At 59.8% G+C, this 21,941-nt stretch carries 23 protein-coding genes; 2 read left to right on the forward strand and 21 right to left on the reverse strand.

Annotation, left to right across the window (positions count from 1 at the left end):
* The first annotated feature begins 21 nt into the window (after nt 1-21).
* The gene (locus tag AD669_RS19065) at nt 22-276 is read left to right on the forward strand and encodes a hypothetical protein (protein WP_053122559.1); all 255 of its coding nucleotides are present in this window, start codon (nt 22-24) and stop codon (nt 274-276) included.
* 182 nt (nt 277-458) lie between these two features.
* Nucleotides 459-839 (forward strand): Rho termination factor N-terminal domain-containing protein, encoded by a 381-nt coding sequence (locus AD669_RS19070; RefSeq protein ID WP_053122560.1) that lies wholly within the window; start codon nt 459-461, stop codon nt 837-839.
* Nucleotides 840-980: 141 nt separating this feature from the next.
* Here AD669_RS19070 and AD669_RS19075 read toward each other — a convergent pair whose 3' ends face one another.
* The 21 genes from AD669_RS19075 to fabF all read right to left on the reverse strand — a co-directional run bounded on the left by AD669_RS19075 (nt 981) and on the right by fabF (nt 21,932).
* Nucleotides 981-1,910 (reverse strand): PfkB family carbohydrate kinase, encoded by a 930-nt coding sequence (locus AD669_RS19075; RefSeq protein WP_053122562.1) that lies wholly within the window; start codon nt 1,908-1,910, stop codon nt 981-983.
* Nucleotides 1,903-3,369, reverse strand: a complete 1,467-nt coding sequence (locus tag AD669_RS19080; RefSeq protein WP_053122564.1) for a cytosine permease — start codon at nt 3,367-3,369, stop codon at nt 1,903-1,905. The genes AD669_RS19075 and AD669_RS19080 overlap by 8 nt, the downstream gene beginning before the upstream one ends.
* Nucleotides 3,370-3,541: 172 nt before the next feature.
* Entirely contained in the window at nt 3,542-4,540 is a 999-nt protein-coding gene (locus tag AD669_RS19085) for an ADP-ribosylglycohydrolase family protein (RefSeq protein WP_053122566.1), read from the reverse strand.
* Complete coding sequence (locus tag AD669_RS19090) at nt 4,537-5,250, reverse strand: GntR family transcriptional regulator (protein ID WP_053122569.1); 714 nt, start codon at nt 5,248-5,250, stop codon at nt 4,537-4,539. Before AD669_RS19090 ends, AD669_RS19085 begins: the two co-directional genes overlap by 4 nt.
* Nucleotides 5,251-5,496: 246 nt before the next feature.
* Nucleotides 5,497-6,465, reverse strand: a complete 969-nt coding sequence (gene araH / locus AD669_RS19095) for an L-arabinose ABC transporter permease AraH (RefSeq protein ID WP_026000669.1) — start codon at nt 6,463-6,465, stop codon at nt 5,497-5,499.
* Nucleotides 6,466-6,477: 12 nt separating this feature from the next.
* Nucleotides 6,478-8,022, reverse strand: coding sequence for an L-arabinose ABC transporter ATP-binding protein AraG (araG, locus tag AD669_RS19100; RefSeq protein WP_008087259.1), 1,545 nt, complete (start codon nt 8,020-8,022; stop codon nt 6,478-6,480).
* A 53-nt stretch (nt 8,023-8,075) separates the two neighbouring features.
* On the reverse strand, nt 8,076-9,080 hold the full coding sequence (locus AD669_RS19105) for a substrate-binding domain-containing protein (protein ID WP_008087257.1): 1,005 nt from the start codon (nt 9,078-9,080) through the stop codon (nt 8,076-8,078).
* Nucleotides 9,081-9,358: 278 nt separating this feature from the next.
* Nucleotides 9,359-10,177 carry an SDR family oxidoreductase gene (locus AD669_RS19110; protein ID WP_053122572.1) on the reverse strand — a complete coding sequence of 273 codons (819 nt, stop codon included), beginning with the start codon at nt 10,175-10,177 and terminating at the stop codon, nt 9,359-9,361.
* 271 nt (nt 10,178-10,448) lie between these two features.
* On the reverse strand, nt 10,449-11,324 hold the full coding sequence (locus AD669_RS19115) for an SMP-30/gluconolactonase/LRE family protein (RefSeq protein WP_053122574.1): 876 nt from the start codon (nt 11,322-11,324) through the stop codon (nt 10,449-10,451).
* A gap of 134 nt (nt 11,325-11,458) precedes the next feature.
* Nucleotides 11,459-12,175: a FadR/GntR family transcriptional regulator gene (locus tag AD669_RS19120; RefSeq protein WP_053122577.1), complete on the reverse strand. Its 717-nt coding sequence runs from the start codon at nt 12,173-12,175 to the stop codon at nt 11,459-11,461.
* Between the two features lie 136 nt (nt 12,176-12,311).
* Complete coding sequence (locus tag AD669_RS19125) at nt 12,312-12,872, reverse strand: DUF1285 domain-containing protein (protein WP_053122580.1); 561 nt, start codon at nt 12,870-12,872, stop codon at nt 12,312-12,314.
* Between the two features lie 16 nt (nt 12,873-12,888).
* Nucleotides 12,889-13,494 (reverse strand): DUF4823 domain-containing protein, encoded by a 606-nt coding sequence (locus AD669_RS19130; protein WP_053122582.1) that lies wholly within the window; start codon nt 13,492-13,494, stop codon nt 12,889-12,891.
* Between the two features lie 169 nt (nt 13,495-13,663).
* Complete coding sequence (locus AD669_RS19135; protein ID WP_053122585.1) at nt 13,664-14,632, reverse strand: GTP 3',8-cyclase MoaA; 969 nt, start codon at nt 14,630-14,632, stop codon at nt 13,664-13,666.
* Between the two features lie 137 nt (nt 14,633-14,769).
* Entirely contained in the window at nt 14,770-15,408 is a 639-nt protein-coding gene (locus AD669_RS19140) for a TetR/AcrR family transcriptional regulator (protein ID WP_007908276.1), read from the reverse strand.
* A 454-nt stretch (nt 15,409-15,862) separates the two neighbouring features.
* On the reverse strand, nt 15,863-16,654 hold the full coding sequence (locus tag AD669_RS19145; protein ID WP_053122588.1) for a TatD family hydrolase: 792 nt from the start codon (nt 16,652-16,654) through the stop codon (nt 15,863-15,865).
* A 15-nt stretch (nt 16,655-16,669) separates the two neighbouring features.
* Nucleotides 16,670-17,026: a PilZ domain-containing protein gene (locus AD669_RS19150; protein WP_007950801.1), complete on the reverse strand. Its 357-nt coding sequence runs from the start codon at nt 17,024-17,026 to the stop codon at nt 16,670-16,672.
* 42 nt (nt 17,027-17,068) lie between these two features.
* Nucleotides 17,069-18,052 carry a DNA polymerase III subunit delta' gene (locus AD669_RS19155; RefSeq protein WP_053122592.1) on the reverse strand — a complete coding sequence of 328 codons (984 nt, stop codon included), beginning with the start codon at nt 18,050-18,052 and terminating at the stop codon, nt 17,069-17,071.
* Nucleotides 18,045-18,677 (reverse strand): dTMP kinase, encoded by a 633-nt coding sequence (gene tmk, locus AD669_RS19160; RefSeq protein WP_053122595.1) that lies wholly within the window; start codon nt 18,675-18,677, stop codon nt 18,045-18,047. The genes AD669_RS19155 and tmk overlap by 8 nt, the downstream gene beginning before the upstream one ends.
* A 19-nt stretch (nt 18,678-18,696) precedes the next feature.
* Nucleotides 18,697-19,869: an endolytic transglycosylase MltG gene (gene mltG / locus AD669_RS19165; RefSeq protein ID WP_053122598.1), complete on the reverse strand. Its 1,173-nt coding sequence runs from the start codon at nt 19,867-19,869 to the stop codon at nt 18,697-18,699.
* 3 nt (nt 19,870-19,872) lie between these two features.
* On the reverse strand, nt 19,873-20,688 hold the full coding sequence (pabC, locus tag AD669_RS19170; RefSeq protein WP_053122600.1) for an aminodeoxychorismate lyase: 816 nt from the start codon (nt 20,686-20,688) through the stop codon (nt 19,873-19,875).
* Entirely contained in the window at nt 20,688-21,932 is a 1,245-nt protein-coding gene (gene fabF / locus AD669_RS19175; RefSeq protein ID WP_053122604.1) for a beta-ketoacyl-ACP synthase II, read from the reverse strand. Before fabF ends, pabC begins: the two co-directional genes overlap by 1 nt.
* Nucleotides 21,933-21,941: the final 9 nt, after the last annotated feature.

Here is a 21,941-nt window from a genome sequence, read left to right on the forward strand (position 1 = left end):
CAATCCAATGAAGAGGTAACCATGAACGTCGATAAAAACCTGGAAAAAGAAGTCCTCACCCGCCTGCTGCACGCCCACCCGAGTGGACTGGGCAAGGAGGTGCTGGACAATTACCGGGGCGAGAAAGTCGTGGCCGGCGCCCTCGCCGCTTTGCAGGATCGCGGACTGATTCACCACGGCCATGTGACCTGCAACGAAGCCGGCGAACATTCGCTGAACCTGCCGATCAAGCTCAGCGCGGCCGGGGTTGAAGCGGCGCGTAAGCTCGACAGCTGAGCAATGTGATCGTGCGATCGTGCGATCGTGTGATCGTGTGATCGTGTGATCGTGTGATCGTGTGATCGTAAATTATGTAGGAGCTGCCGGAGGCTGCGATCTTTTGATTTTCAAGATCAACAGATCGCAGCCTTCGGCAGCTCCTACATGGCAATTCATCTACGGATGCAAGGAGAAATCCCATGCCTCGTGGAAGCAAAGAAAAATACACCGCCGAGCAAAAGCGCAAAGCCGAGCACATCGAAGACAGCTACGAAAATAAGGGCGTATCGAAGGATGAAGCCGAAGCGCGAGCCTGGGCGACGGTGAACAAACAATCGGGCGGCGGCGACAAGGCCGGCGGTTCCGGGCGCAAGAAACCGGCGAGTGCCAAGTCTGAAGATCGCAAAGAGTCGTCGCGACGAGCAGTGGCCAGTCGCGAGGGACATTCGCGTAACAGCACGGCTTCGCGGGATGCGCAGACGGTTGATAGTTTGATGAAGGAGGCCCGGGCCAAGAAAATTCCGGGGCGGTCTTCGATGCGTAAGCAGCAGTTGATCGAGGCGCTGCGCAAGGCCAGTTGACACATCCCCTGTAGGAGCTGCCGCAGGCTGCGATCTTTTGCCTCATTCAAGATCAAAAGATCGCAGCCTTCGGCAGCTCCTACAGGGGATTTAGGTGCGATACAGATCCAATGTGGGAGGCTTGCTCGCGAAAGCGATCTATCAGGCACCGCCAGACTCGCGGATAAACGCATCCACCTCAGCCGCCCCCGGCGAGGTCGCCGGCCCCCAGCGTGTCACCGCAATGGCCGCCGCCGCATTCGCCCGTCGTGCCGCTTCATGCGAGCTCAAACCCTGCGCCAACCCGGCAACAAACACCCCGGCATGCGCATCGCCCGCGCCATTGCTGTCCACCGCTTTAACGGCGAACCCCGGCACATGCCGACGCTCATCAGCCTGATGAATCCAGCAACCCTGCGGGCCGTCGCGCACCACCATCAACACCTCTTTTGGCAGATGCTCAGCCAGCCGATCCAGCGCCAGCGCAATGTCTTCAGCGCCGGTAAACCGCAGCGCTTCAACACTGTTGCTCGTCCACACATCAATGCGTGGCAGCAGCGCCTGAATCATCGGCGAATCCGGCGATTCCACCAGCGGGCCCGGATCGAAGACCACGTTGACCGAGCCCGGCAACGCCAGCGTCCAGTCGAGCAACGCCTGTGCCTTGCCTTCGTGAAGCAAGCTGTAACCGCTGAGATAAACGTAATCGCCCGCCTCGGCGGCAACGCTATTCAGATCGTCCTCGGTCACTTCGCCCTCAGCGCCGATGTAGGAAATGAAACTGCGCTCAGCCGACGCATCAGTCAGCGCCACGCACAAACCGGTGTCGCGCTGCGCACGTTCTTTGATGCCGATGTGAATGCCTTCGACAGTCATCGCGTCACGCGCCAGATCGCCGAAACGCCCGGTGCCGTGGCGACCGAGGTACACCACCGGCAAGCCATTACGTACCGCCGCGGCCATCACGTTGAAGCCGCCGCCGGCCTCGAAACCGGCTGACTGCGCGAGCACGTCGCCGCCAATCTGCGGCAGTTTATCCACGGCCATGACCAGGTCGATGATGACCTGGCCGGTGTGCAACATCTTAGGCATGAGCATTCTCGGTTGGCGCGGCGCGGCGATCTTTCGCCCCGCCGAGGACGAAGTAAATGCCACCGGCGACCACGAAGGTCACGATCCAGCCGAGGCCGTTGTGGCCCAGCCACGAGTCGGACAGGAAGCCTTTGAACCAGACATTTTCAGCGGTGGTGCCAATGGTGGTGAAGCTGAAGCCAAGCACGATGGCAATCGCCCATGCGCCGAACGCACGCCACTCGATGCCGCCGTTGTACCAGTAGGCGCTGCGCGGGCTGACGTCGAGCAAGTCTGTCGGGCTGTAGTAGTGACGGTGAATCAGGTCAACGATGAAGATCCCGACCCACGCGGTGATCGGCACTGCCAGCAAGGAAATGAAGGTGATGAACGGGCCGTAGAAGCTGTCAGCGATCAGCATGAAGTAAATCGAACCGGCGAAGATCGCAACGATATCGACCACCACGGCGTAGACGCGTTTGACCTTGAGACCGAGGGTCAGCGTGGTCAAACCGGCGGAGTAAACCGACAGATTATTCGACAGCAGCAGGCCACCGAAGGCGGTGATCAGATACGGCACGGCCATCCATGTTGGCAGCATGTCGCGGATCGCCACGATCGGGTCAGTCGCCGAGGCCAGGTCGTTGTTGCCCACCGAGAGCAAGCCGCCAAGGGTGATCAACAACACCAGCGGAATGCCTGCGCCGAATGCTGCCGACGCGACCAAGCGTACGGCTTTGACGCTGCGATGTTGATAGCGCGACATGTCGGCGCCGGCGTTGGCCCAACCGATGCCGGTGCCGGCAGCCATGGTGCCGATGCCGATGATCATTGCGCTCATCGGTGCCGGCGTGGCGTTGAACACCGCGCTCCAGTCGATGGTGGCGCAGAGGAAGCCGCCGACGAGAATGTTCAGCGCGCCGAACACGTAGGTCGCCCACTTCTGGATCACCAGCAACGTCGCGTGACCGAGGCCGGAAACCGACAAGGTCAGCAGGACGAAAATGGCGATGAAAATCAGCGTCAGTACCGGAGCGCTTTTCGCTTCAACCGGCGAGCCGAAGAGGATTGAGCACAGCGACAGCAGCACGAATGCCGCGGTGGTGGTGTTGACCGTTTCCCAGCCCAGACGCGACATCAGCGAGACCAGCGTCGGGCCGATATTGCCGCGCACGCCGAAGATTGCGCGTGACAGGGTCAGGCTCGGCGCACGGCCACGGCGACCGGCAATCGAGATGATCCCGACCACGGCAAACGAGCCGGCAGCACCGATGATTGCGACGATGATGGCTTGCCAGATCGCCAACCCGCGAAACGCGACCAGCGTGGCGCCCAGCGGCAGACCGAGGATGGAAATGTTGGCGGCGAACCAGACCCAGAACAGTTGCAGCGGATGACCGTTGCACTCGGCTTCCGGCACCGGCTCGATGCCGCGGGTTTCCAGTTGCCCGGCGCTTTGCCCGGCGTTTGATGAACTCATGAAAAATGCTCCTGTTTGCCATTCTTGTGTTTATGGGCAATTCAATACCTGTGCCTCTCCCCTGTAGGAGCTGCCGCAGGCTGCGATCTTTTGATCTCGATTTCGGGGCGGCCTGAAGACTGCTGAAGATCAACAGATCGCAGCCTTCGGCAACTCCTACACATGGGTGTCCTCAGCGAAGAGTGAGGAGTCCTTTCACAAGGGGTTCCAGCTCCAGATCGTTGACGGTTTTCACTGTCTCGATCATCTCGACAGGCCAACTCTCAAGACCCAGGCAGGCCCCAAGCATCGCCCCAAGAATCGCCGCGATGGTGTCGGTGTCGCCACCGAGACTGGCGGCCATGCACAGCGCATCAAACGCGCTCATCTCACCGACGGCCACTTGCTGCGCCAGCGCGAACGAGACCACCACCGATTCCTGCGACGCCACCGATGTACCGATCACGTCGTAGAGCAGATCGGCGAGCAACGCGTTGTCGCTGTCGACGCTGATGCTGCGCGCCCAACTGATCCGCGAAGCGATACGCCCACCGGCAACCCAGTGACCATGTGCTTCCGCTTGCTGAGCGATTTGCTGACCGAGGTTCAACGCCTCGCCCAGATCCATGCCGTTGATGCCCGCAGACACCACCGCCGCCACCGCCGCCGCACTGGAAATCCCCAGCGTGGTGTTGTGAGTGACCTGGCAGGCCTGCACCACGGCGCCAATAAAGCGCTCAGGATTGGCGACATCCGCCGCGATCCCCACCGGTGTGATGCGCATCGCCGCGCCATTGGTGGTGCCGTAACGCCCGGCCTCTTCCGGTGAGTGACCGGCGAGGATCATTTCGATAGCGCGTTTGGTCGACGGGCCGAGCAAATCCTGCGAGCCCTTGGCCTGCATCGCGGCTTCCCACTCGATCAGGCGTTGCGCGAGGATCGCCGGTTCGATGTGGCCGTTGCCATCAACCAACAATTCGCCGACCAGAATCGCCTGTTCGGTGTCATCGGTGATCGAGCCTTTAGGCATGTTCGCGGCAATCGGTTGCAATGGCCCGGCATCTTGCAGATCGGTGATCTGGCCGAAGCGCGCCTTGATGGTTTCGCGGTTCAGCGATTGCGTCGGCATGCCCAGCGCGTCGCCGAGGGCCAGGCCATAGAAAGCGCCGAGGGCACGGTTGAGCGGGGTCATTTCGATTCTCCAAATTGCAGGTGCAGACGGAAATGCACCGGGTCGAGCAGGCTTTCGACCAGCTCCATAAAACGGTTCTGCCGATCGTAGGTGGTGCGCAGGGCCTTGAGGAACACCGTGCCTTCCACGCGACCGAGCAGTTCAGCGTCGACGGCATTCAGCGGTTCGGCGCCGATCCATTGATCGCCGCGCTCGCCGACGTAGCCATAGGCCGCCAGGGTGATGGTCAGGGAATTGTCGATCAGACCGACGCGCGGCAGGCTTTCCAGGCCGCCGGTGGCCGGCATCAAAGAACGTTCAAGGGACACCAGCGTGCCTTCAGTGGAACGGCGACGACGGTCGAGGGTGATGAATTGGTCAGTGCCAAAACGCGCGAGCAGATCGGGCCGGGTCACGGCTTCCAGACGCAACACTTCGGTGTTGATCATCGCGCCGCTGTCGGCCAGCGCCTGCGCCCAACCGCTGCGCTGGTCGAGGGCGACACCGTCGAAGGTGACGATCGAGCCGACCCCGCTTTGTGTGGCGATATATTTACGCCGCTTCAGTTCGGCCAGCGCTTCGCGCAGCGTGCCACGGCTGACTTTGAATTCTTGAGCCAACTGATGTTCGCCGGGCAACAGAAAGCCGTCCTCCATGAGGCCGCTTTCGATGCGCCGGACGAGCTCGTCGACCACCCGTTGTTTCTTGTCAAATCGTACCTGTCTAATCATGTACAAAGTGATAACCGAAACGGGTTCGGGCGAGCAAGGGAAATTTAGGGGAAGTGACGGAAGGTTGAAGGTCAAAAGCACCCTCACCCTAGCCCTCTCCCAGAGGGAGAGGGGACTGATCGAGGTGTTTGTTCTACTTACATCGACCTGAAATATCGAGTCGAACTCAGGTTTTGAACAGCCAGGAGATCTGCTCCCTTTCCCCCTCTCCCTCTGGGAGAGGGCTGGGGTGAGGGGCTCTTGATCTTAGCGTTGTTTGAGGCGGTCGATGACCACGGCCAGCAGCAGGATCGACCCGCGAATCACGTACTGGTAGAAGGTATCAATGTTCTTCAAGTTCATCGCATTCTCAATAATCGCCAAAATCAACACCCCGGCAATCACATGCCGAATCATGCCAATCCCGCCGCTCAACGACACCCCGCCCAACACGCAAGCCGAAATCACCGTCAGTTCAAACCCCTGACCAATCATCGGCTGCCCGGAGGTCATCCGCGACGCCAGAATCACCCCCGCCAGCGCACCAATCACACCGTGCACGGCAAAGATAATGATCTTGGTGCGATCAACGTTCACGCCCGCCAGCAGCGCCGCTTCCTGGTTGCCGCCGATGGCCATGGTGTTGCGCCCGTAGGTGGTGTAATTCAGCAGCCAGCCGAAAAACAGAAAGCACACAATCGTGATCAGGATCGGCACCGGCACGCCAAACAACTGGCCGTTACCAAACACGAAGAACGATTCCTGCGACACGCCCACCGCTTTGCCGTTGGCAAAAATGTAAGCCAGACCGCGAACGATCTGCATGGTCGCCAACGTCGTGATCAACGCATTGACGCGCAACTTGGCGATCACAATCCCGTTGATCAGCCCGACGATCAGGCCCATCACCAACGCCGCACTGACACCAAGAAACACGCTGTTGGTGTCGCGCATCACCACCGCCGCGACCACGCCGGCGCAGGCGATCACCGAGCCCACCGACAAGTCGAAGTGCCCCGACGCCAGGCAATACAACATCGTGCACGCCGCGATCCCGGTGGTGGAAATTGCCAGGCCCAGACCACGCATGTTCAGCGGCGAAAGGAAGTTGTCGATCAGCAGCGTACAGGCAACAAAAATGCCCACCGCCGCCAGCAGCATGACCCAGTCATCAAGGAAGCGGCGCATGTCCAGCGGTTTGCGCTCTTTGGGCAGGGTTTCGTTTTGGGTTGTCATCATAGTCACCTCTCAGTTCGCCACGCCGTCAGCGCGGTGGCGCGGCAAAGCCAGTTGCAGCAGGTTGGATTCGTTAGCCTGGTCGCGGCTGATTTCGCCGCGCAGGGCGCCTTCGCAGAGCACCAGAATGCGGTCGGAAATACCCATCACTTCCATCAGGTCGCTGGACACCACGATCACCGAAATGCCCTCGGCAGCGAGGTTGTGGATGATCTGGTAGATCTCCGCTTTGGCGCCGATGTCGATGCCGCGCGTTGGTTCGTCGAGCAGCAGAACTTTCATCGGCATCGACAGCCAGCGGCCAAGAATGGCTTTCTGCTGATTGCCGCCGGAAAGGAATTTGATCTGCTGACCGGCGTGCGGGGTTTTCACTTTCAGCGCTTTGATCTGTTTGTCGGCGTTGCCCTTTTCCCACAAGCCGCGAATCAGGCAGCCAAGACCCGAATGCGCGCCACGGGCACTGATGTTGATGTTCTCGGCGACGCTGGCCAGCGGGATGATGCCTTCCTTTTTGCGATCTTCCGGGCAGAGCAAAATCCCGGCGGCAATCGCGTCGCGCGGTGAGCGCAGTTTCAATTCGTGACCGCGCAGTTCGAGGCGTCCGGCGGTGTTGCGCTCAAGGCCGCTGAGCAGGCGAAACAGCTCGGTGCGCCCTGCCCCGACCAATCCGAACAAGCCAAGAATTTCACCTTTGTGCGCTTCGAAACTGATCGGCTCACGCAGACCCGGGCCGAGTAAACCGTCGACCTTCAGCGCGACGGCGCCACGTGGACGATGGCGATAATCGTAGATGTCCTGAATGTCGCGACCGACCATGCAGGTCACCAGTTGATCATGGGTCAACTGGCTCATGTCCTCGAAGGTGCGCACGTAGCGGCCGTCCTTGAACACCGTGACCGCGTCGCAGATGCGGAACACTTCTTCCATCCGGTGCGAGACGTAGAGCACGACTTTGCCCTCGTCACGCAGACGACCGATGATCGCCATCAAGCGGTCGATCTCACGGGCCGAGAGGCTGCTGGTCGGCTCGTCGAAGGCAATGACATGCGCGCCGCGCGACAGCGCTTTGGCGATTTCCACCAGTTGCCGTTGGCCGAGGGACAGGCGTCCGACTTTGGTCTGCGGATCGATTTCGTCGGCCAGGCCTTTGAGGCAATTCAACGCTTGCTGACGCAGCGCGCCGCGATTGATCAAACCGAAACTGGCCGGCAGGTGGCCGAGAAACAGGTTTTCGGCGACGGTCATTTCCGGCACCAGATGCAGCTCTTGGTGAATCACCGCGACGCCGCTGCCGATGCTGTCAGCGGTCGACCTGAACGCCATGGTCTGCTCGCCGATCTGCAACTCGCCGCTGCTCGGGATGTAAGCGCCACCAAGGATTTTCAGCAGGGTCGATTTGCCGGCGCCGTTCTCGCCCATCAAGGCATGAACCTGCCCCGGATGCGCGACGAAGCTGATGGCGTCCAGCGCCTTCACACCGGGAAAGGTTTTACCGATCCCGTTGAAGCGCAGGCTGCCGCTGGAGCTGTGTTGTTGTGTCTGTACTTGCGCGTGCATAAAGCCACCTCTTCACACCGAAAAACGGCCCGGCTGCCCGGGCCGTCGCTGCATCAGTTCCACAAGCCGATTTTTTCCAGCTCTTGCTTGAAGTTCTCGCGGGTGATCAGGGTGACGTCGTCCATGGCGGTGTACTTCGGCGGTTCTTTGCCGGTGGTGACCCACTCGTACATCATCTCGGCGGTTTTGTAGCCTTCGATGTGCGGGCTTGGCAGCATCGAACCGAAGAAGCCGCTGTTAGGCTTTTTCAATTCGCCGATGGCGTCGGTGCCGTTGATGCCGATGCCGATCACATTGGTCGCGGCAAAACCGGCCGCTTCAGTGGCGCGCACGCCGCCGAGCACGGTGTTGTCGTTCATGCCGCCGATGATCAGGTTTTTCGCCGCGCTCGGCAGTTTCACCAGCGCCGAGTTGGTGGCGTCCATGCTGCCCGGTACGTCGAGGGTTTTCAGCGCGGCGAAGAGGATGTGATCCTTCGGCATGCCGGCGTCTTCAAGGGATTTCACCGAGCCGTCGGTGCGCTTCTTGCCGGTGTCGAGTTCGTTGTAGGTGTTGACCACCGCGTAGGTGTCTTTCCAGTCCCAGTTACGCTTCTTCGCTTCGGCGACCATCGCGTTGCCTTGCTTCTGGCCGACTTCAAACGCGGCCATGCCGAGGTACGGCACGTCCTCCATGAACTTGCCGTTGGCGTCGACAAAACGGTCGTCGACGGCAATCACTTTCAGGTCATTGAGTTTGGCTTTGGCCATGATCGCCGGGCCGAGCGACACGTCCGGCGGGCAGATCACAAAGCCCTTGGCACCGTTGGCGGCGAGACTGTCGATGGCCGAGAGGGTTTTCTCGCCATCCGGCACAGCAATCTTGATCAGTTCAAAGCCCTTGTCCTTGGCGGCTTTCTCGGCGAAAGCCCACTCGGTCTGGAACCACGGCTCTTCAGCCTGCTTGACCAGAAAACCGATTTTCACGGTGTCGGCAGCGAGCAGCGAACTGCTCAGGCTGAATGCAGTGACCGCCAGGGCGGTAGTGCACAGGGTACGAATCCCGAAACGACGTTTCATAAGCTGACTCCTTGTTATTTTTTTTGAGCAAATTAAACAGCTTGTGGCGAGGGAGCTTGCTCCCGCTGGGCTGCGAAGCGGCCCTAAAACCGGTTACCTCGGTCAATCAGACATACCGCATAGCCCGAATTTACGACTGCTGCGCAGCCGAGCGGGAGCAAGCTCCCTCGCCACAGGTGTGGTGGCGTGACACGTACTGCTGCAAAGCCTGTTGAAAATAGTCATATCGTATGATGATTGGATTTCACCCGGATCTATCCGCGTGAAAGCCGCTGCGCTCAGTCGTGGTACATCACCGAGCGGCCACCATCGATGGTGATGCATGACGCGTTGATAAACGGTGCTTCATCACTGGCCAGAAACACCGCAGTCATCGCCACTTCCAGCGGCTGACCGATGCGTTTCGGCGGGTGCAGATCGAAGGCGCGCTGACGTTCGGCGTGCGGATCGGCGAAACCGTTCCAGTAATCAACATTCAATTGGGTTTCGATGTAGCCCGGCGCGATGGCGTTGACGCGAATGCCTTTCGCCGCGTATTCGATGCCGAGGGCGCGGGTCAGGCCGAGCAAACCGTGTTTGGCCACCGGGTACGGGAAGCAGCCGGGAATGATGTGGCTGGAATGGGTCGAGGCGATGTTGATGATGCTGCCAACGCCCTGCTCGATCATCTGCGGCAGCACGGCTTTGCAGCCGAACCAGGCACCATCGAGGTCGATGGCGAAGCAGCGATGCCAGTCTTCATCGGTCATTTCCAGCGGATCACGAAACACGTTGACCCCGGCGCAGTTGACCAGCACGTCGATACGGCCGTGCAATTCAACGGCGCGTTTGGCCATCGCGTGCAGATCGTGCTGGCGCGACACATCGGCCTTGAGCGCCTGCACGTCATAGCCCTGCTCGCGCCAGTGGGCGGCAACCTTCTCAACCTTTTCGGCCTGAATATCGCTGATCACCAGCTTCGCTTGCTGTGAGGCAAATGCGGCAACAATCGCTTCACCGATGCCTTGTGCGGCACCGGTCAGCAAGACCACTTTGTCTTTCAGACGCTCGCCCTTCGGCGGTGCAGGCACCGGCGGCAGGGAAAGGGGTTCAGCCATGGATCTCGACTCCTGTTTCGCAAGCACAAAAAAACCGGACAGCTGACGATGTCCGGTTCGGAAGGCGTTTGAAACAAAACAGGCAGGCGTCGCTGACGGCATGGGGCCGTTGCGAGACGCGGACTCCGCGTGGGAGTGCGATGGAGATTCGCTGCATCACTTCACCTGTTTTGTTCTTTTTAAGTGTGAGTGCGTGTTACTGCTGGAGCCGACTATAAACCCGCCGGCCAAATAATCTCAATATATAATTTTGCATCCCATATTTTGGGATTTAACCAGCAAAGCGCGTACAGAGTTTTCCCGGCACATCAACGCGCATCGACAGCACTGCACCGTCCAGAGGATGCTTGTGCGGGCTCTGGGCGCTGGTGATGTACAGGGTTTTCAGGTCATCGCCACCGAACACGCAACTGGTCGGGCGGCTGACAGGCAACTCGATTTTGCGCTCGACTTTGCCTTCAGGCGTCAGGCGCAGCAGGCAACTGCCATCCCAACGGGCATTCCACACGTAACCTTCGGCGTCCATCGCCGAACCGTCCGGGCCGCCCTGTTGGTCGGGGCCGTACCAGGTTTCGGCGGCACCGAGATGGCCGTCCGTTTGAATGAAATAGCGATGGAGCGTGCTGTCCATGCTGTCGCCGAACAGAACTGTGGTGCCGTCGTCACTCCACAGCAGCGTGTTGGGAATGCCCAAACCGCGCAGCAATGGCGTGACACGTTGATCCGCATCGACGCGGAACAGGCCACCGGAGCGGCGAGTGATCGGCAGGTCTTCGCCATTTTCGCCGATGTTGTTTTGCATGGTGCCGAGCCACAAACGGCCTTGGCCATCGCAACGCGCTTCGTTGGGCCGATTGCCGGGTTGCGGGTCGGCGACGCAGAACAGGGTCAGGCGCGGTTCGAGGCCAGGGGAATCGAGGTCGAGGCGATAGACGCCGCTGCTGAGCGTGACCAGCGCATCGCCGCTGGCACAGGGGATGAACGCGGAAACGTGCTCGGGCATCTGCCAGATTTGTACGTTCTGGCCGATCAGGCGCAAGGCCTGTTTGCCGGCGATGTCGACCCAGTACAGCGCCTGGGTCGGCGCGTCCCAGAACGGGCCTTCACCGAGTTGGGCGCGGTGTTGGGTCAGGGCGGTACACGGCATATCAACTCCTTCTTTGTTGTTGTTTTACTGTGGGAGCGAGCTTGCTCGCGAAGGCGTCGTGTCAGTCGATGACTGATGTATCTGACTTGACGCATTCGCGAGCAAGCTCGCTCCCACAGGGAATATGGGTGTGTTCAGCTGGCTTTTTTGTCGGCCATGACTTTCGGGTAAAAACGTTTGATCGCCAGATCGGCGTTATCGATCAAAGTCATGCACGCCCACACACCGCGCGCGGAATCCCGAGCGGCGATGGCATCGGCCATGTCTTTGTGGATCGGTAATGTGCGGCGCAGTTCATCGGGATCGGCGGCAGACACTTCAAACGACACCGCCAACAACGCGCCGAGCGCCGGCACCATTTGTTCAATGAATTGATTGTGACTGGCCGCGAGGATGCATTCGTGAAAGACCTGATCGGCGCGGTTGTAATCGATGCCGCTGTCGACCGCGCGTTCGAGGGCGTTGTAGGCCAGTTGAACGGCTTCGATCTGTTCGAAGGTGGCGCGTTCGCAGGCCCAGCGTACGGCCATCGGTTCGATGGTGCGGCGCAGATCAAGCAGGTCATCGACGAAGTTTTCCGGCAAGCCGTTACGCGACAGCCAACCGACGACTTGCGGATCGAACAGATTCCAGCGCCGAACCGGCAGCACGCGGGTGCCAACTTTCGGCCCGACTTCGAGCATGCCTTTGGCAACGAGGGTTTTGATCGCTTCGCGGATCACCGTGCGACTGACGCCAAGCTGTTCACCCAGATCCGCCTCGACCTTGATGGTCTGCCCCGGTTTGACCTGGCCCGCGGCGATCCAGCTGCCGAGCCAGTCAACCGTGGATGCGTGGAAGCTGCTGGACATGAACACCTCAAAGCGGAGTGCGATGGGTGATAAAGCTAATCATCATATGATTGGGTGTCAACGACAAAAAAGATCGCAGCCTTCGGCAGCTCCTACAGGTGTATGCCCTGTAGGAGCTGCCGAAGGCTGCGATCTTTTAAGGTTCGAGGCCGATGCGGAAGAACTCGCCGCCGCTCCACACGCCCAGCCAGCGCTGGCCATCGATTTCGCGGCTGACCGCCAATTCCACTAGTTGGTAGAACACATTGCGGTGAATCAACGCCTCAAGATTGGTACGCACATGCACATAAGGCGCAGGCTCTTGCGTCGTCGGATCAATCTCGACGCGGATCGGATGCTCAGGCCCGGCCTCAGCCGTCTCATCCACGTTGGTGGTAAAACGCAAAAGCTGCGCCTCACCCTCGCCTTCCACTTCAACCGCAATCGCCACAAACGGCGCGTCGTCGACCTTGATCCCGACCTTCTCGACCGGAGTAATCAGGAAATAATCATCGCCATCGCGGCGCATGATCGTCGAGAACAGTTTGACCATCGGCTTGCGCCCGATCGGTGTGCCCAGGTAATACCAGGTGCCGTCGCGGGCGATGCGCATGTCGATGTCGCCGCAGAAGTCCGGGTTCCACAAGTGCACCGGCGGCAAGCCTTTGGTTTTGGGGATTTGTCCCAACAGGTCATTGGCTTTTTGCGGGCCACTCATGGCGTTCTCCTTGAATTTATTGGTCGCCGATCCCCAACAGGCTGCGCGCGTACTGTGCCAGCGGCGGGCCGATGAGGTCTTCGGGTTTATTGTCGTGGAACGTCAGTAAACCGCCACGACTTTTGATGCGTGCAGTATCAATCAAATACTGGGTGCTGGTCTCGATCAACATGATCTGAATCACGCCACCGTCAATGCCGAGACGGTCGACCGCTTCTTCATCAAGCCACTCATCAGAGTTACCAATGCGGTCATCAGCCTTGGCGAAACGCGTGTACAGCAGGTAGTGAGCACCGGCATCGCGGGCTTCGCCCATTGCTTGATCGAGGCCTTCCGGCGCGCGAGCGCGGCGCACCATCGGGAAGTATTCGACGAAACCCTTGAAGGCTTCCTCGGCGACCACGTTTGGACGAGGGTAAGAACCGCCCGGCGGGGCGAACGCGCCTTGGGCGATGTAGATGAACGAATCAGGCTGAATGCGGAAGTTGTTCACGCGACGGCTGTCGCTGTGATCGAGCAAACCGGCGTCGCTCATCTGGTAGCGAGTGCCTTCGGCCATATCGCTGACAGTCATACAGCCGCCAAGCGCCAAAACGGCCAGCAGCAAAACCAGGCTACGCATCCTATTCCTCCAGAGGCCGGTGACGGAAAACCGGCGAATGGCCGTTGGATGCAGCTTTTGCGCCAGCTCGGGATCTTCGTTGATTTATAGAATGCTTTCGCGGGCAAGCCTTGCTCCTACAGATTTACGCGATCCTGTAGGAGCAAGGCTTGCCCGCGAATAGGGAATATTAGCCGCCGATAATCTTCATGACGGTGGCACCACCGGAGAACGCCACTTCCTGCTTGTCGCCCAACGCCTTGACCAACAAACGCTGCAGGGCCGGCAACGCCTGATGACGCGGCTTGTCGAGCAGATCACCGACATAGTGGCGGTTGCTCGACGACAGGCAGCCATGCAGCCAACCCGTCGACGACAGTCGCAAGCGCGAGCATGTCCGACAGAACGGCACGCTTTCGTTGGCAATCACGCCGAAGTTGCCCAAGCCAGGAATCGCATAGCGCACAGCGGTGGCATCGATCGGCGCATCAGTCTGCGCATACTCGTAGCGCTCGCCGATCAGGCTGAGCAATTGCTCAAGGCTGACGAACTGTTGCAGAAACGCATTGGAGTCTTTAGCCAAGTGGCCCATGCGCATCAATTCGATAAAGCGCAGTTCGAAACCTCGTTGCAGACAGTAATCAAGCAGCGGCATCACTTGATCGAGGTTCTGCCCGCGCAACGGCACCATGTTGACCTTGATCTTCATCCCCGCGGCGGCGGCTTGATCCATGCCAGCAAGCACGGTGGCCAGATCGCCGCCACGGGCGATACTGCGAAAAGCGCCAGCGTCGAGGGTATCGAGGGACACGTTGATCCGGCGTATACCGGCATCGACCAACAGCGGGAGTTTCTTGGCGAGGAGTTGACCGTTGGTGGTCAGGCTGATGTCTTCCAGGCCCATCTTGCCGACGGCGGTCATGAACGATTCGAGTTTCGGGCTGACCAGCGGCTCGCCGCCGGTGATGCGCAAGCGCTCGATACCGGCCGCTTCGATCAGGTACTCAACGCCGCGCGCCATGGCTTCGGCCGACAGTTCATCCTGCGCAGCCACCAGCCGCTTGCCGTTGGGCACGCAGTAGGTACAAGCGTAATTGCAGGCTGAGGTCAGGCTGATGCGCAAATTGCGAAAACGCCTGCCTTGACGGTCAACGATCATGATCACTCCGGCGGAAAAATTTCGAGCCGCTAAAACTTGACTCACAAATCAAGTTTTAGCAAGCCCTATGCCTGAGTATATTCCTGCGGTACTGCGACATGTAGCGAAATCATGGCGCAATAAGGCGGCTGAATGGCTCAGCTGCTTGGGGTTTCCGGGTCGCGCTTGCGCTTGTTGCCCATGCGCACGCCGATGTCCATCAGGAACTGGAAGAAACCTTCCTGATCTTCCAGCACGTTGCTCCAGAACGGCGAGTGATACAGCGCCACCGCGCCGTGCACCAGCGCCCAGGATGCGCAGTAGTGGAAGTACGGCGGCACGTCTTCGAGTTTGCCTTCGCTGATGCGGCCCTTGATCAACAGGGTCAGACGTTCGAAGTTCGAGGCACGGATCTTGTGCAGCTCTTCGACCATTTCCGGCACTTGATTGCCCTTGACCACCTTCTCTTCGAGGCGATCGAACAGGCGATAGCGCTGCGGGTCGCGCATGCGGAATTCGAAATAGGCGCGGGACAGCGCTTCCTTGTCCTTGTCGACGTCGGCCGAATGCAGCAGCTCGTTCAAATCGCGTTCGTAATCGAGCATCAGGCGCAGGTAGATTTCCGCCTTGGATTTGAAGTGCTTGTAGATCGTGCCTTTGCCGATACCGACGGCATCAGCAATCATCTCGACGGTGACACTGTCTTCACCTTGGTCGAGGAACAGCTTGAGCGCGGTATCGAGAATTTCTTGCTCGCGGCGACGAAACTCACGGACCTTACGAGGTTCTTTGTGCATAAGAAAAGGTCTGAAGGGTCAAAATTCGAAGCCGCGTATTATGCCTAACTTGCGCAAAAATGCACGGATCATCCGACCATATCTGCGTTTCTTGTTCATTTTGAGAACGTTTTGGACGCAATGAGAACTCAACTGAAGCAAACGTATTCCAAATTTGTTTAAAAACCCCGACCGGCTCACTGGACTGCACGCCAGACTGATCAATACTTGAACTGTCGGGCGACATCTCCCCCAAGTGTCGCGCCGATAAAGGTACCAACGGACCGCGTGCCTTTGTTTTACTCCTAATGGTCTTAACCCGGATTCACCCCCCAGAACCCGGGTTTTTTTTGCCTGCGATTTGACCTTTACCCCAGCTACCCGAACATCACACCTGTAGGAGCTGCCGCAGGCTGCGATCTTTTGCCTTTGCCTGTCAAAATCAAGATCAAAAGATCGCAGCCTGCGGCAGCTCCTACATGGCAGATTTAACGGAGGCCAGCGGGAACAGGCGTTTGAAGTTTTCGGTGGTCTGCTCGGCAAAGCGCTCGTAGTTCTCACCGCGCAGCATTGCGAGGAATTCCGCGACTTCACGCACGTATTGCGGCAGGTTTGGCTTGCCGCGGTACGGAATCGGCGCCAGGTACGGCGAGTCGGTTTCCACCAGCAAGCGATCCGCCGGGACTTTGCTCGCGACATCGCGCAACGCATCGGCATTACGGAACGTGACGATCCCCGACAGGGAAATGTAATAACCCATGTCCAGCGCAGCCTTGGCCATGTCCCAGTCTTCGGTGAAGCAATGCAGCACACCGGCCTGAGGCAACGCCGCTTCGCGCAGCAGTTCAAGAGTATCGGCCCGCGCGCCACGGGTATGGATGATCACCGGTTTGCCCGTCTGCTGAGCCGCTTGCAGGTGCAGACGAAATGACTCCTGCTGCAATTCAGCGGCTTCCGGCTCGTAGTGATAATCCAGACCGGTTTCGCCGATCGCCACCACTTTCGGATGATTGAGTTCGTGCAGCAGCCAATCCAGCGCAGGCGCAGCGCCCGGCTGCACATCCAGCGGATGCACGCCGACCGAGCAATCGACGTCGTCGTAACGCTCAGCAAGGGCTTTGACGTCGGCAGCGTTGTCGGCGCTGACGCCGATGCACAGAAAGTGCCCTACCCCGCGCTGCCGGGCGGCATTGAGTGCGGCATCCAGCGAACCGTCATGGGCGGCGAGGTCGAGGCGATCAAGGTGACAATGGGAATCTACGAGCATAAAAAGGACGGCTACTTACATCGTATGAGTGGGACGGTCGGACTTGAGGGCTCCGGCCAGATGGGTTTCGATGCGACTGCGCGCGGTGTTGTCGCCATCATTAAACTGCACGCCGACACCGGCGGCGCGATTGCCCTGCGCACCTTTGGGCGTGATCCAGGCGACCTTGCCGGCCACCGGAATCTTCTCCGCCTCGTCCATCAGGTTCAGCAGCATGAACACCTCGTCGCCCAACTTGTAGCTCTTGTTGGTCGGGATGAACAGACCGCCGTTCTTGATGAACGGCATGTAGGCGGCGTAAAGCACCGACTTGTCCTTGATGGTCAGGGACAAGATGCCATTACGCGGCCCCGGGCTGACGGGTTCATTCATGTTGACCTCCACTGCTGATGTTCAGAGTCTAGGTACACATTCTTATCTTTGGCCAGGCAATCCCGCCCATTGCACCAACAATGCCTCCAGCAGCAACGCCGGATTGAGGTTGGCCTTGCTCATGACTTTCTGCCGCTGGGCGAGAATCCAGTCCTGAATCTCGAGGACTTTGCCCTGCGCACTTTTCTGCGCCAGGTACTGCACAACTTTACGCATATCGGTCAGGCCAAGGCCCGCTTCATCCTGCGTCAGTTGATAGCGCAGGATCAGGCTCGACCAGTCGCAGAACCAGTCGAACAGGCGCAGCATCGGAATGCTTTTCCACACTTCGGCCAGTTGCGTCGGCGATTGCTGCTGTTTGAGCAACTTCTTCACGCCTTCGACCACTTGCGCGCGCTGTTCGCGCACACCCTGGGATTGAAGACTGACCGCCATCAACGGCGAACCGGCCGCCAGCGTCAGCAGCTCGACACGCTCATCTTCAGAACATTCCGGCAGAGCCTGAGCCAGCCATTGCAGGCTCATCGCCTCGCTCGGCAGCGGACAGGCCTGTTGCACGCAACGACTCTTGATCGTCGGCAGCAAACGGCTGGTCTGATGACTGACCAACAGCAACACAGTATCGCCGGACGGTTCTTCAAGGCTTTTCAGCAAGGCGTTGGCGGCGTTGATGTTCATCGCCTCGACCGGCTCGATCAGCACCACTTTGCGCCCGCCCAGTTGCGCGGTTTGCACCACGAAACTGACCAGATCACGCACCTGATCGACTTTGATCGCCTTGTCGGCCTCTTCCGGTTCGAGGATGTAATTATCCGGATGACTGCCGGCCCTGAGCAGCATGCAGGATTTGCACTCGCCGCACGCTTCCGGGGTCGGACGCTGGCACAGCAGGCTCGCCATCAAGCGCTCGGCCAGCGCGCGCTTGCCGATCCCGGCCGGGCCGTGCAGCAAATACGCGTGCGCGTGTTGCTTACGCCCGGCCAGTTGCTGCCAGAGGCTGTCCTGCCATGGATAGGCCTCAGCCACGGGCCAGCTCCAGCAAGTTCGGCAGCAAGGTATCCAGCGACTGCTGAACCTTGGCCAATGGTTGGCCGGCGTCGATGCGCACATAGCGCGCAGGATCGGCTTCGGCGCGCTTCAGAAACGCATTGCGCACCGCCTCGAAAAACGCCCGGCCTTCCAGCTCGAAACGATCGAGACGACCACGGGCGCTGGCACGAGCGAGGCCGATTTCCACCGGCAAATCGAAAATCAGTGTCAGATCAGGACGCAGATCGCCCTGCACGAAGTTCTCCAGCGTGGCAATGCGCTCCAGCGACAAGCCACGACCGCCGCCCTGATAGGCATACGTCGAATCGGTGAAACGGTCGCACAGCACCACTGCACCGCGGGCCAGCGCCGGACGAATCACTTCGGCCAAGTGCTGAGCGCGCGCCGCGAACACCAGCAACAGCTCGGCATCCGGGTTCATGACTTCGTCGGCCGGGGCCAGCAGCACATCGCGGATCCGCTCGGCCAGTGGCGTACCGCCGGGCTCACGGGTCAGCACCACTTCGATACCGGCGGCGCGCAGACGCTCGGCGAGGTACTCGCGGTTGGTGCTTTTACCGGCGCCTTCCGGGCCTTCCAGAGTAATAAACAAGCCAGTCACAGGCAGTCCTTAGTCAAAGTCATTGCGCGTTGGAGGGTGCAGCGGCGTCCGGTGCCGGGGTTGGCGCAGGTTCCTCGGCGGGAACTTGCGGCAACGCTTCCGGCGCCGTGTCCGGAGATGCCGCAGGAATCGGATCTTGCGCAGATTCCGGTGCAACTACAGGCGTCGGGCTGGAACGATAATCCGCACGGCGCTTGAGCTGAAACTCACGCACCGCCGCGTTATGCGCATCGAGATCATCCGAGAACACATGGCTGCCGTCGCCACGCGCGACGAAATACAGGCTGGTGCCATCGACCGGATTCAGCGCCGCATGAATCGCTTCACGCCCGACCATCGCAATTGGCGTCGGCGGCAGGCCGGGAATCACATAGGTGTTGTAAGGCGTCGGCTCTTTCAAATGCGCGCGGGTCAGCTTGCCGGTGTAGCGATCACCCAAACCGTAGATCACCGTCGGGTCGGTCTGCAGCTGCATGCCCAGCGCCATCCGCCGTACGAAGACCCCGGCAATCTGTCCGCGCTCTTGCGGGACGCCGGTTTCTTTTTCGACCAGCGAGGCCATGATCAGCGCCTGATACGGCTCTCGGTAAGGCACGTCAGACGCACGTTTTTCCCATTCGCTGGCCAGCACTTCGTCGAGACGGTCGAAGGACTTCTTCAGCAGCTCGGCATCGGTCATACCGCGCACGAAGCGGTAGGTGTCAGGGAAGAAACGCCCTTCCGGAAACAGGCCTTTGTGGCCAATCTTCGCCATTACGTCGCTGTCGCTCAAACCGCTCAGGGTCTGCTCGATTTTCTCGTCCTTGGCCAATGCAGCACGCACTTGATGGAAGTTCCAGCCTTCCACCAGCGTGAGGCTGTACTGAACCACGTCGCCGCGCTTCCAAGAGTCGATCAGACCATTGACGGTCATACCCGGCTGCATGCGGTATTCGCCGCTGTGAATCGGTGTGCCGGCGAGGTTGAAGCGCCAGTAAACCCGCAGCCAGAACGCGTCTTTGATGACGCCATCGGTTTCGAGTTCGAGGAAAGTACGGGTGGGGGTAGAGCCTTTCGGCACATCCAGCAGCTCTTCCTGCGTGATGTTCAGGGGTTGTTCCAGTGCGGAGTGAATCTTCCAGGCGCTGGCGCCCAACAACAGCCCTGCCAGAACCAGTCCGGTTTCCAGCAGCAGCAAAAGTTTACGTCTCACGAATCAGGCATCCAGTAGCGCGCGGGCAATGGTTTGCAGTTTACGGGTGAGCGGGCCAACCGGCCAGCTCAGTGCAGCGTAGGCGCGTACCGGCCACACGCCATAAACACTGTTGCAGAGGAACACTTCATCAGCCCATTGCAGCTGTTCGAGGCTGATGTCGGCGATTTGCGTGGGGATGGCCAATGACTCGGCCTGAAACAATATTTCGGCGCGCATCACACCGGCAACACCGCAGCGTTTCAGATCAGGCGTGATCAACACACCGTCACGCACCAGAAACACGTTGCTGAACACCCCTTCGATGACGCGACCAGCCTGATCGAGCATCAAGCCTTCGGCGTGCTCGCTGTCCTGCCATTCGGCACGGGCGAGCACTTGTTCGAGTCGGTTGAGGTGTTTGAGTCCGGCAAGCAGCGGCTGGATGGCCAAGCGTGTGCTGCACGGAAACAGGCGAACGCCTTGTTCAGCATGAACAACGGGATAAGCCGCCGGTGGATTGCCTTGCAGAATGCGTCGGCCCGGTGCCGCAGGATCTGACGCATAACCGCGCAAACCGTCGCCACGGGTGAGGATGAGCTTGAGCACGCCCTCGCCCATCGCTGCCGCATAGCTCAGCAGCTCATGACGAATCAACTCGATATCGGCGGCGATGGCCAGACGCGAACAGCCATCGGCCAGTCGCGTCAGATGCCGATCCAGCAGGATCGGTTGGCCGCCACACACAGCAATGGTCTCAAACAGACCATCGCCGTAAGCCAGGCCGCGATCTTTCAGCGACAGAGCGTCAGCCGGTTGACCGTCGACCCAGCAGTCCATCAGCCTGCGAACCGACGGAACGCCAGGGTGCCGTTAGTGCCGCCAAAACCGAAGGAGTTGGACAGCACGACATCGATGTCCATGTTGCGCGCAGTGTGCGGCACAAAATCGAGATCGCAGCCTTCGTCCGGCTCATCGAGGTTGATGGTCGGCGGTGCCACCTGGCTGTTGATCGCCAGCACGCTGAAGATCGCTTCAACCGCGCCCGCCGCGCCCAACAGGTGGCCGGTCATCGATTTGGTCGAGCTGACCGCCAGCTTGTAGGCGTGCTCGCCGAACACCGACTTGATCGCGTTGGCTTCGGCAAGGTCGCCGGCCGGAGTCGAGGTGCCGTGGGCGTTGATGTACTGCACTTGGTCGACGTTGATCTTCGCGTCGCGCAACGCATTGGTGATGCAGCGTGCTGCACCGGCGCCGTCGGCAGGAGGCGAAGTCATGTGGAACGCATCGCCGCTGGTGCCGAACCCGATCAGCTCGGCGTAGATGGTCGCGCCGCGTGCCTTGGCGTGCTCCAGCTCTTCGAGTACCAGTGCACCGGCACCGTCGGACAGGACGAAACCGTCACGGCCCTTGTCCCACGGACGGCTCGCACGGGTTGGCTCATCGTTGCGGGTCGACAGCGCACGGGACGCGCCGAAGCCGCCCATGCCCAGACCGCACGCGGCCATTTCGGCACCGCCGGCAATCATCACGTCGGCTTCGTCGTACATGATGTTGCGCGCGGCCATGCCGATGCAGTGCGTACCGGTGGTGCATGCAGTGGCGATGGCGTAGTTAGGCCCCTGTGCACCCAGATGGATGGACAGAAAACCGGAAATCATATTGATGATCGAGCCTGGCACGAAGAATGGCGAGATTCGACGCGGGCCCGTCTCATGCAGGGTACGGCTGGTTTCTTCGATGTTGGTCAGACCGCCGATACCCGAACCCATGGCCACGCCAATGCGTTCACGGTTGGCGTCGGTGACTTCCAGACCGGAATTGCGCACGGCTTGAAAACCGGCGGCGAGACCGTACTGAATAAATAGGTCGAGCTTGCGTGCTTCCTTGACCGACAGGTATTCCTCGACATTGAAGCCCTTTACCGAGCCGCCAAAGCGGGTGGAATAGGCAGAAAGGTCGGTGTGTTCGATCAGACCAATGCCACTGCGGCCAGCCAGAATGCCCTGCCAACTGCTCGGCACATCCGTGCCCAGTGGCGACAACATACCCATACCGGTGACTACGACGCGTCTACGCGACACAGCACTCTC

This window comes from Pseudomonas sp. P1.31, assembly GCF_001269815.1.
Taxonomy (GTDB): domain Bacteria; phylum Pseudomonadota; class Gammaproteobacteria; order Pseudomonadales; family Pseudomonadaceae; genus Aquipseudomonas; species Aquipseudomonas rustica.

Bases quoted from the DNA above. Each gene is read 5' to 3' on its own strand.
- AD669_RS19065 (WP_053122559.1), top strand. From the start codon at position 22: ATGAACGTCGATAAAAACCTGGAAAAAGAAGTCCTCACCCGCCTGCTG.
- AD669_RS19070 (WP_053122560.1), top strand. From the start codon at position 459: ATGCCTCGTGGAAGCAAAGAAAAATACACCGCCGAGCAAAAGCGCAAA.
- AD669_RS19075 (WP_053122562.1), bottom strand. From the start codon at position 1,910: ATGCCTAAGATGTTGCACACCGGCCAGGTCATCATCGACCTGGTCATG.
- AD669_RS19080 (WP_053122564.1), bottom strand. From the start codon at position 3,369: ATGAGTTCATCAAACGCCGGGCAAAGCGCCGGGCAACTGGAAACCCGC.
- AD669_RS19085 (WP_053122566.1), bottom strand. From the start codon at position 4,540: ATGACCCCGCTCAACCGTGCCCTCGGCGCTTTCTATGGCCTGGCCCTC.
- AD669_RS19090 (WP_053122569.1), bottom strand. From the start codon at position 5,250: ATGATTAGACAGGTACGATTTGACAAGAAACAACGGGTGGTCGACGAG.
- araH (WP_026000669.1), bottom strand. From the start codon at position 6,465: ATGACAACCCAAAACGAAACCCTGCCCAAAGAGCGCAAACCGCTGGAC.
- araG (WP_008087259.1), bottom strand. From the start codon at position 8,022: ATGCACGCGCAAGTACAGACACAACAACACAGCTCCAGCGGCAGCCTG.
- AD669_RS19105 (WP_008087257.1), bottom strand. From the start codon at position 9,080: ATGAAACGTCGTTTCGGGATTCGTACCCTGTGCACTACCGCCCTGGCG.
- AD669_RS19110 (WP_053122572.1), bottom strand. From the start codon at position 10,177: ATGGCTGAACCCCTTTCCCTGCCGCCGGTGCCTGCACCGCCGAAGGGC.
- AD669_RS19115 (WP_053122574.1), bottom strand. From the start codon at position 11,324: ATGCCGTGTACCGCCCTGACCCAACACCGCGCCCAACTCGGTGAAGGC.
- AD669_RS19120 (WP_053122577.1), bottom strand. From the start codon at position 12,175: ATGTCCAGCAGCTTCCACGCATCCACGGTTGACTGGCTCGGCAGCTGG.
- AD669_RS19125 (WP_053122580.1), bottom strand. From the start codon at position 12,872: ATGAGTGGCCCGCAAAAAGCCAATGACCTGTTGGGACAAATCCCCAAA.
- AD669_RS19130 (WP_053122582.1), bottom strand. From the start codon at position 13,494: ATGCGTAGCCTGGTTTTGCTGCTGGCCGTTTTGGCGCTTGGCGGCTGT.
- AD669_RS19135 (WP_053122585.1), bottom strand. From the start codon at position 14,632: ATGATCGTTGACCGTCAAGGCAGGCGTTTTCGCAATTTGCGCATCAGC.
- AD669_RS19140 (WP_007908276.1), bottom strand. From the start codon at position 15,408: ATGCACAAAGAACCTCGTAAGGTCCGTGAGTTTCGTCGCCGCGAGCAA.
- AD669_RS19145 (WP_053122588.1), bottom strand. From the start codon at position 16,654: ATGCTCGTAGATTCCCATTGTCACCTTGATCGCCTCGACCTCGCCGCC.
- AD669_RS19150 (WP_007950801.1), bottom strand. From the start codon at position 17,026: ATGAATGAACCCGTCAGCCCGGGGCCGCGTAATGGCATCTTGTCCCTG.
- pabC (WP_053122600.1), bottom strand. From the start codon at position 20,688: ATGGACTGCTGGGTCGACGGTCAACCGGCTGACGCTCTGTCGCTGAAA.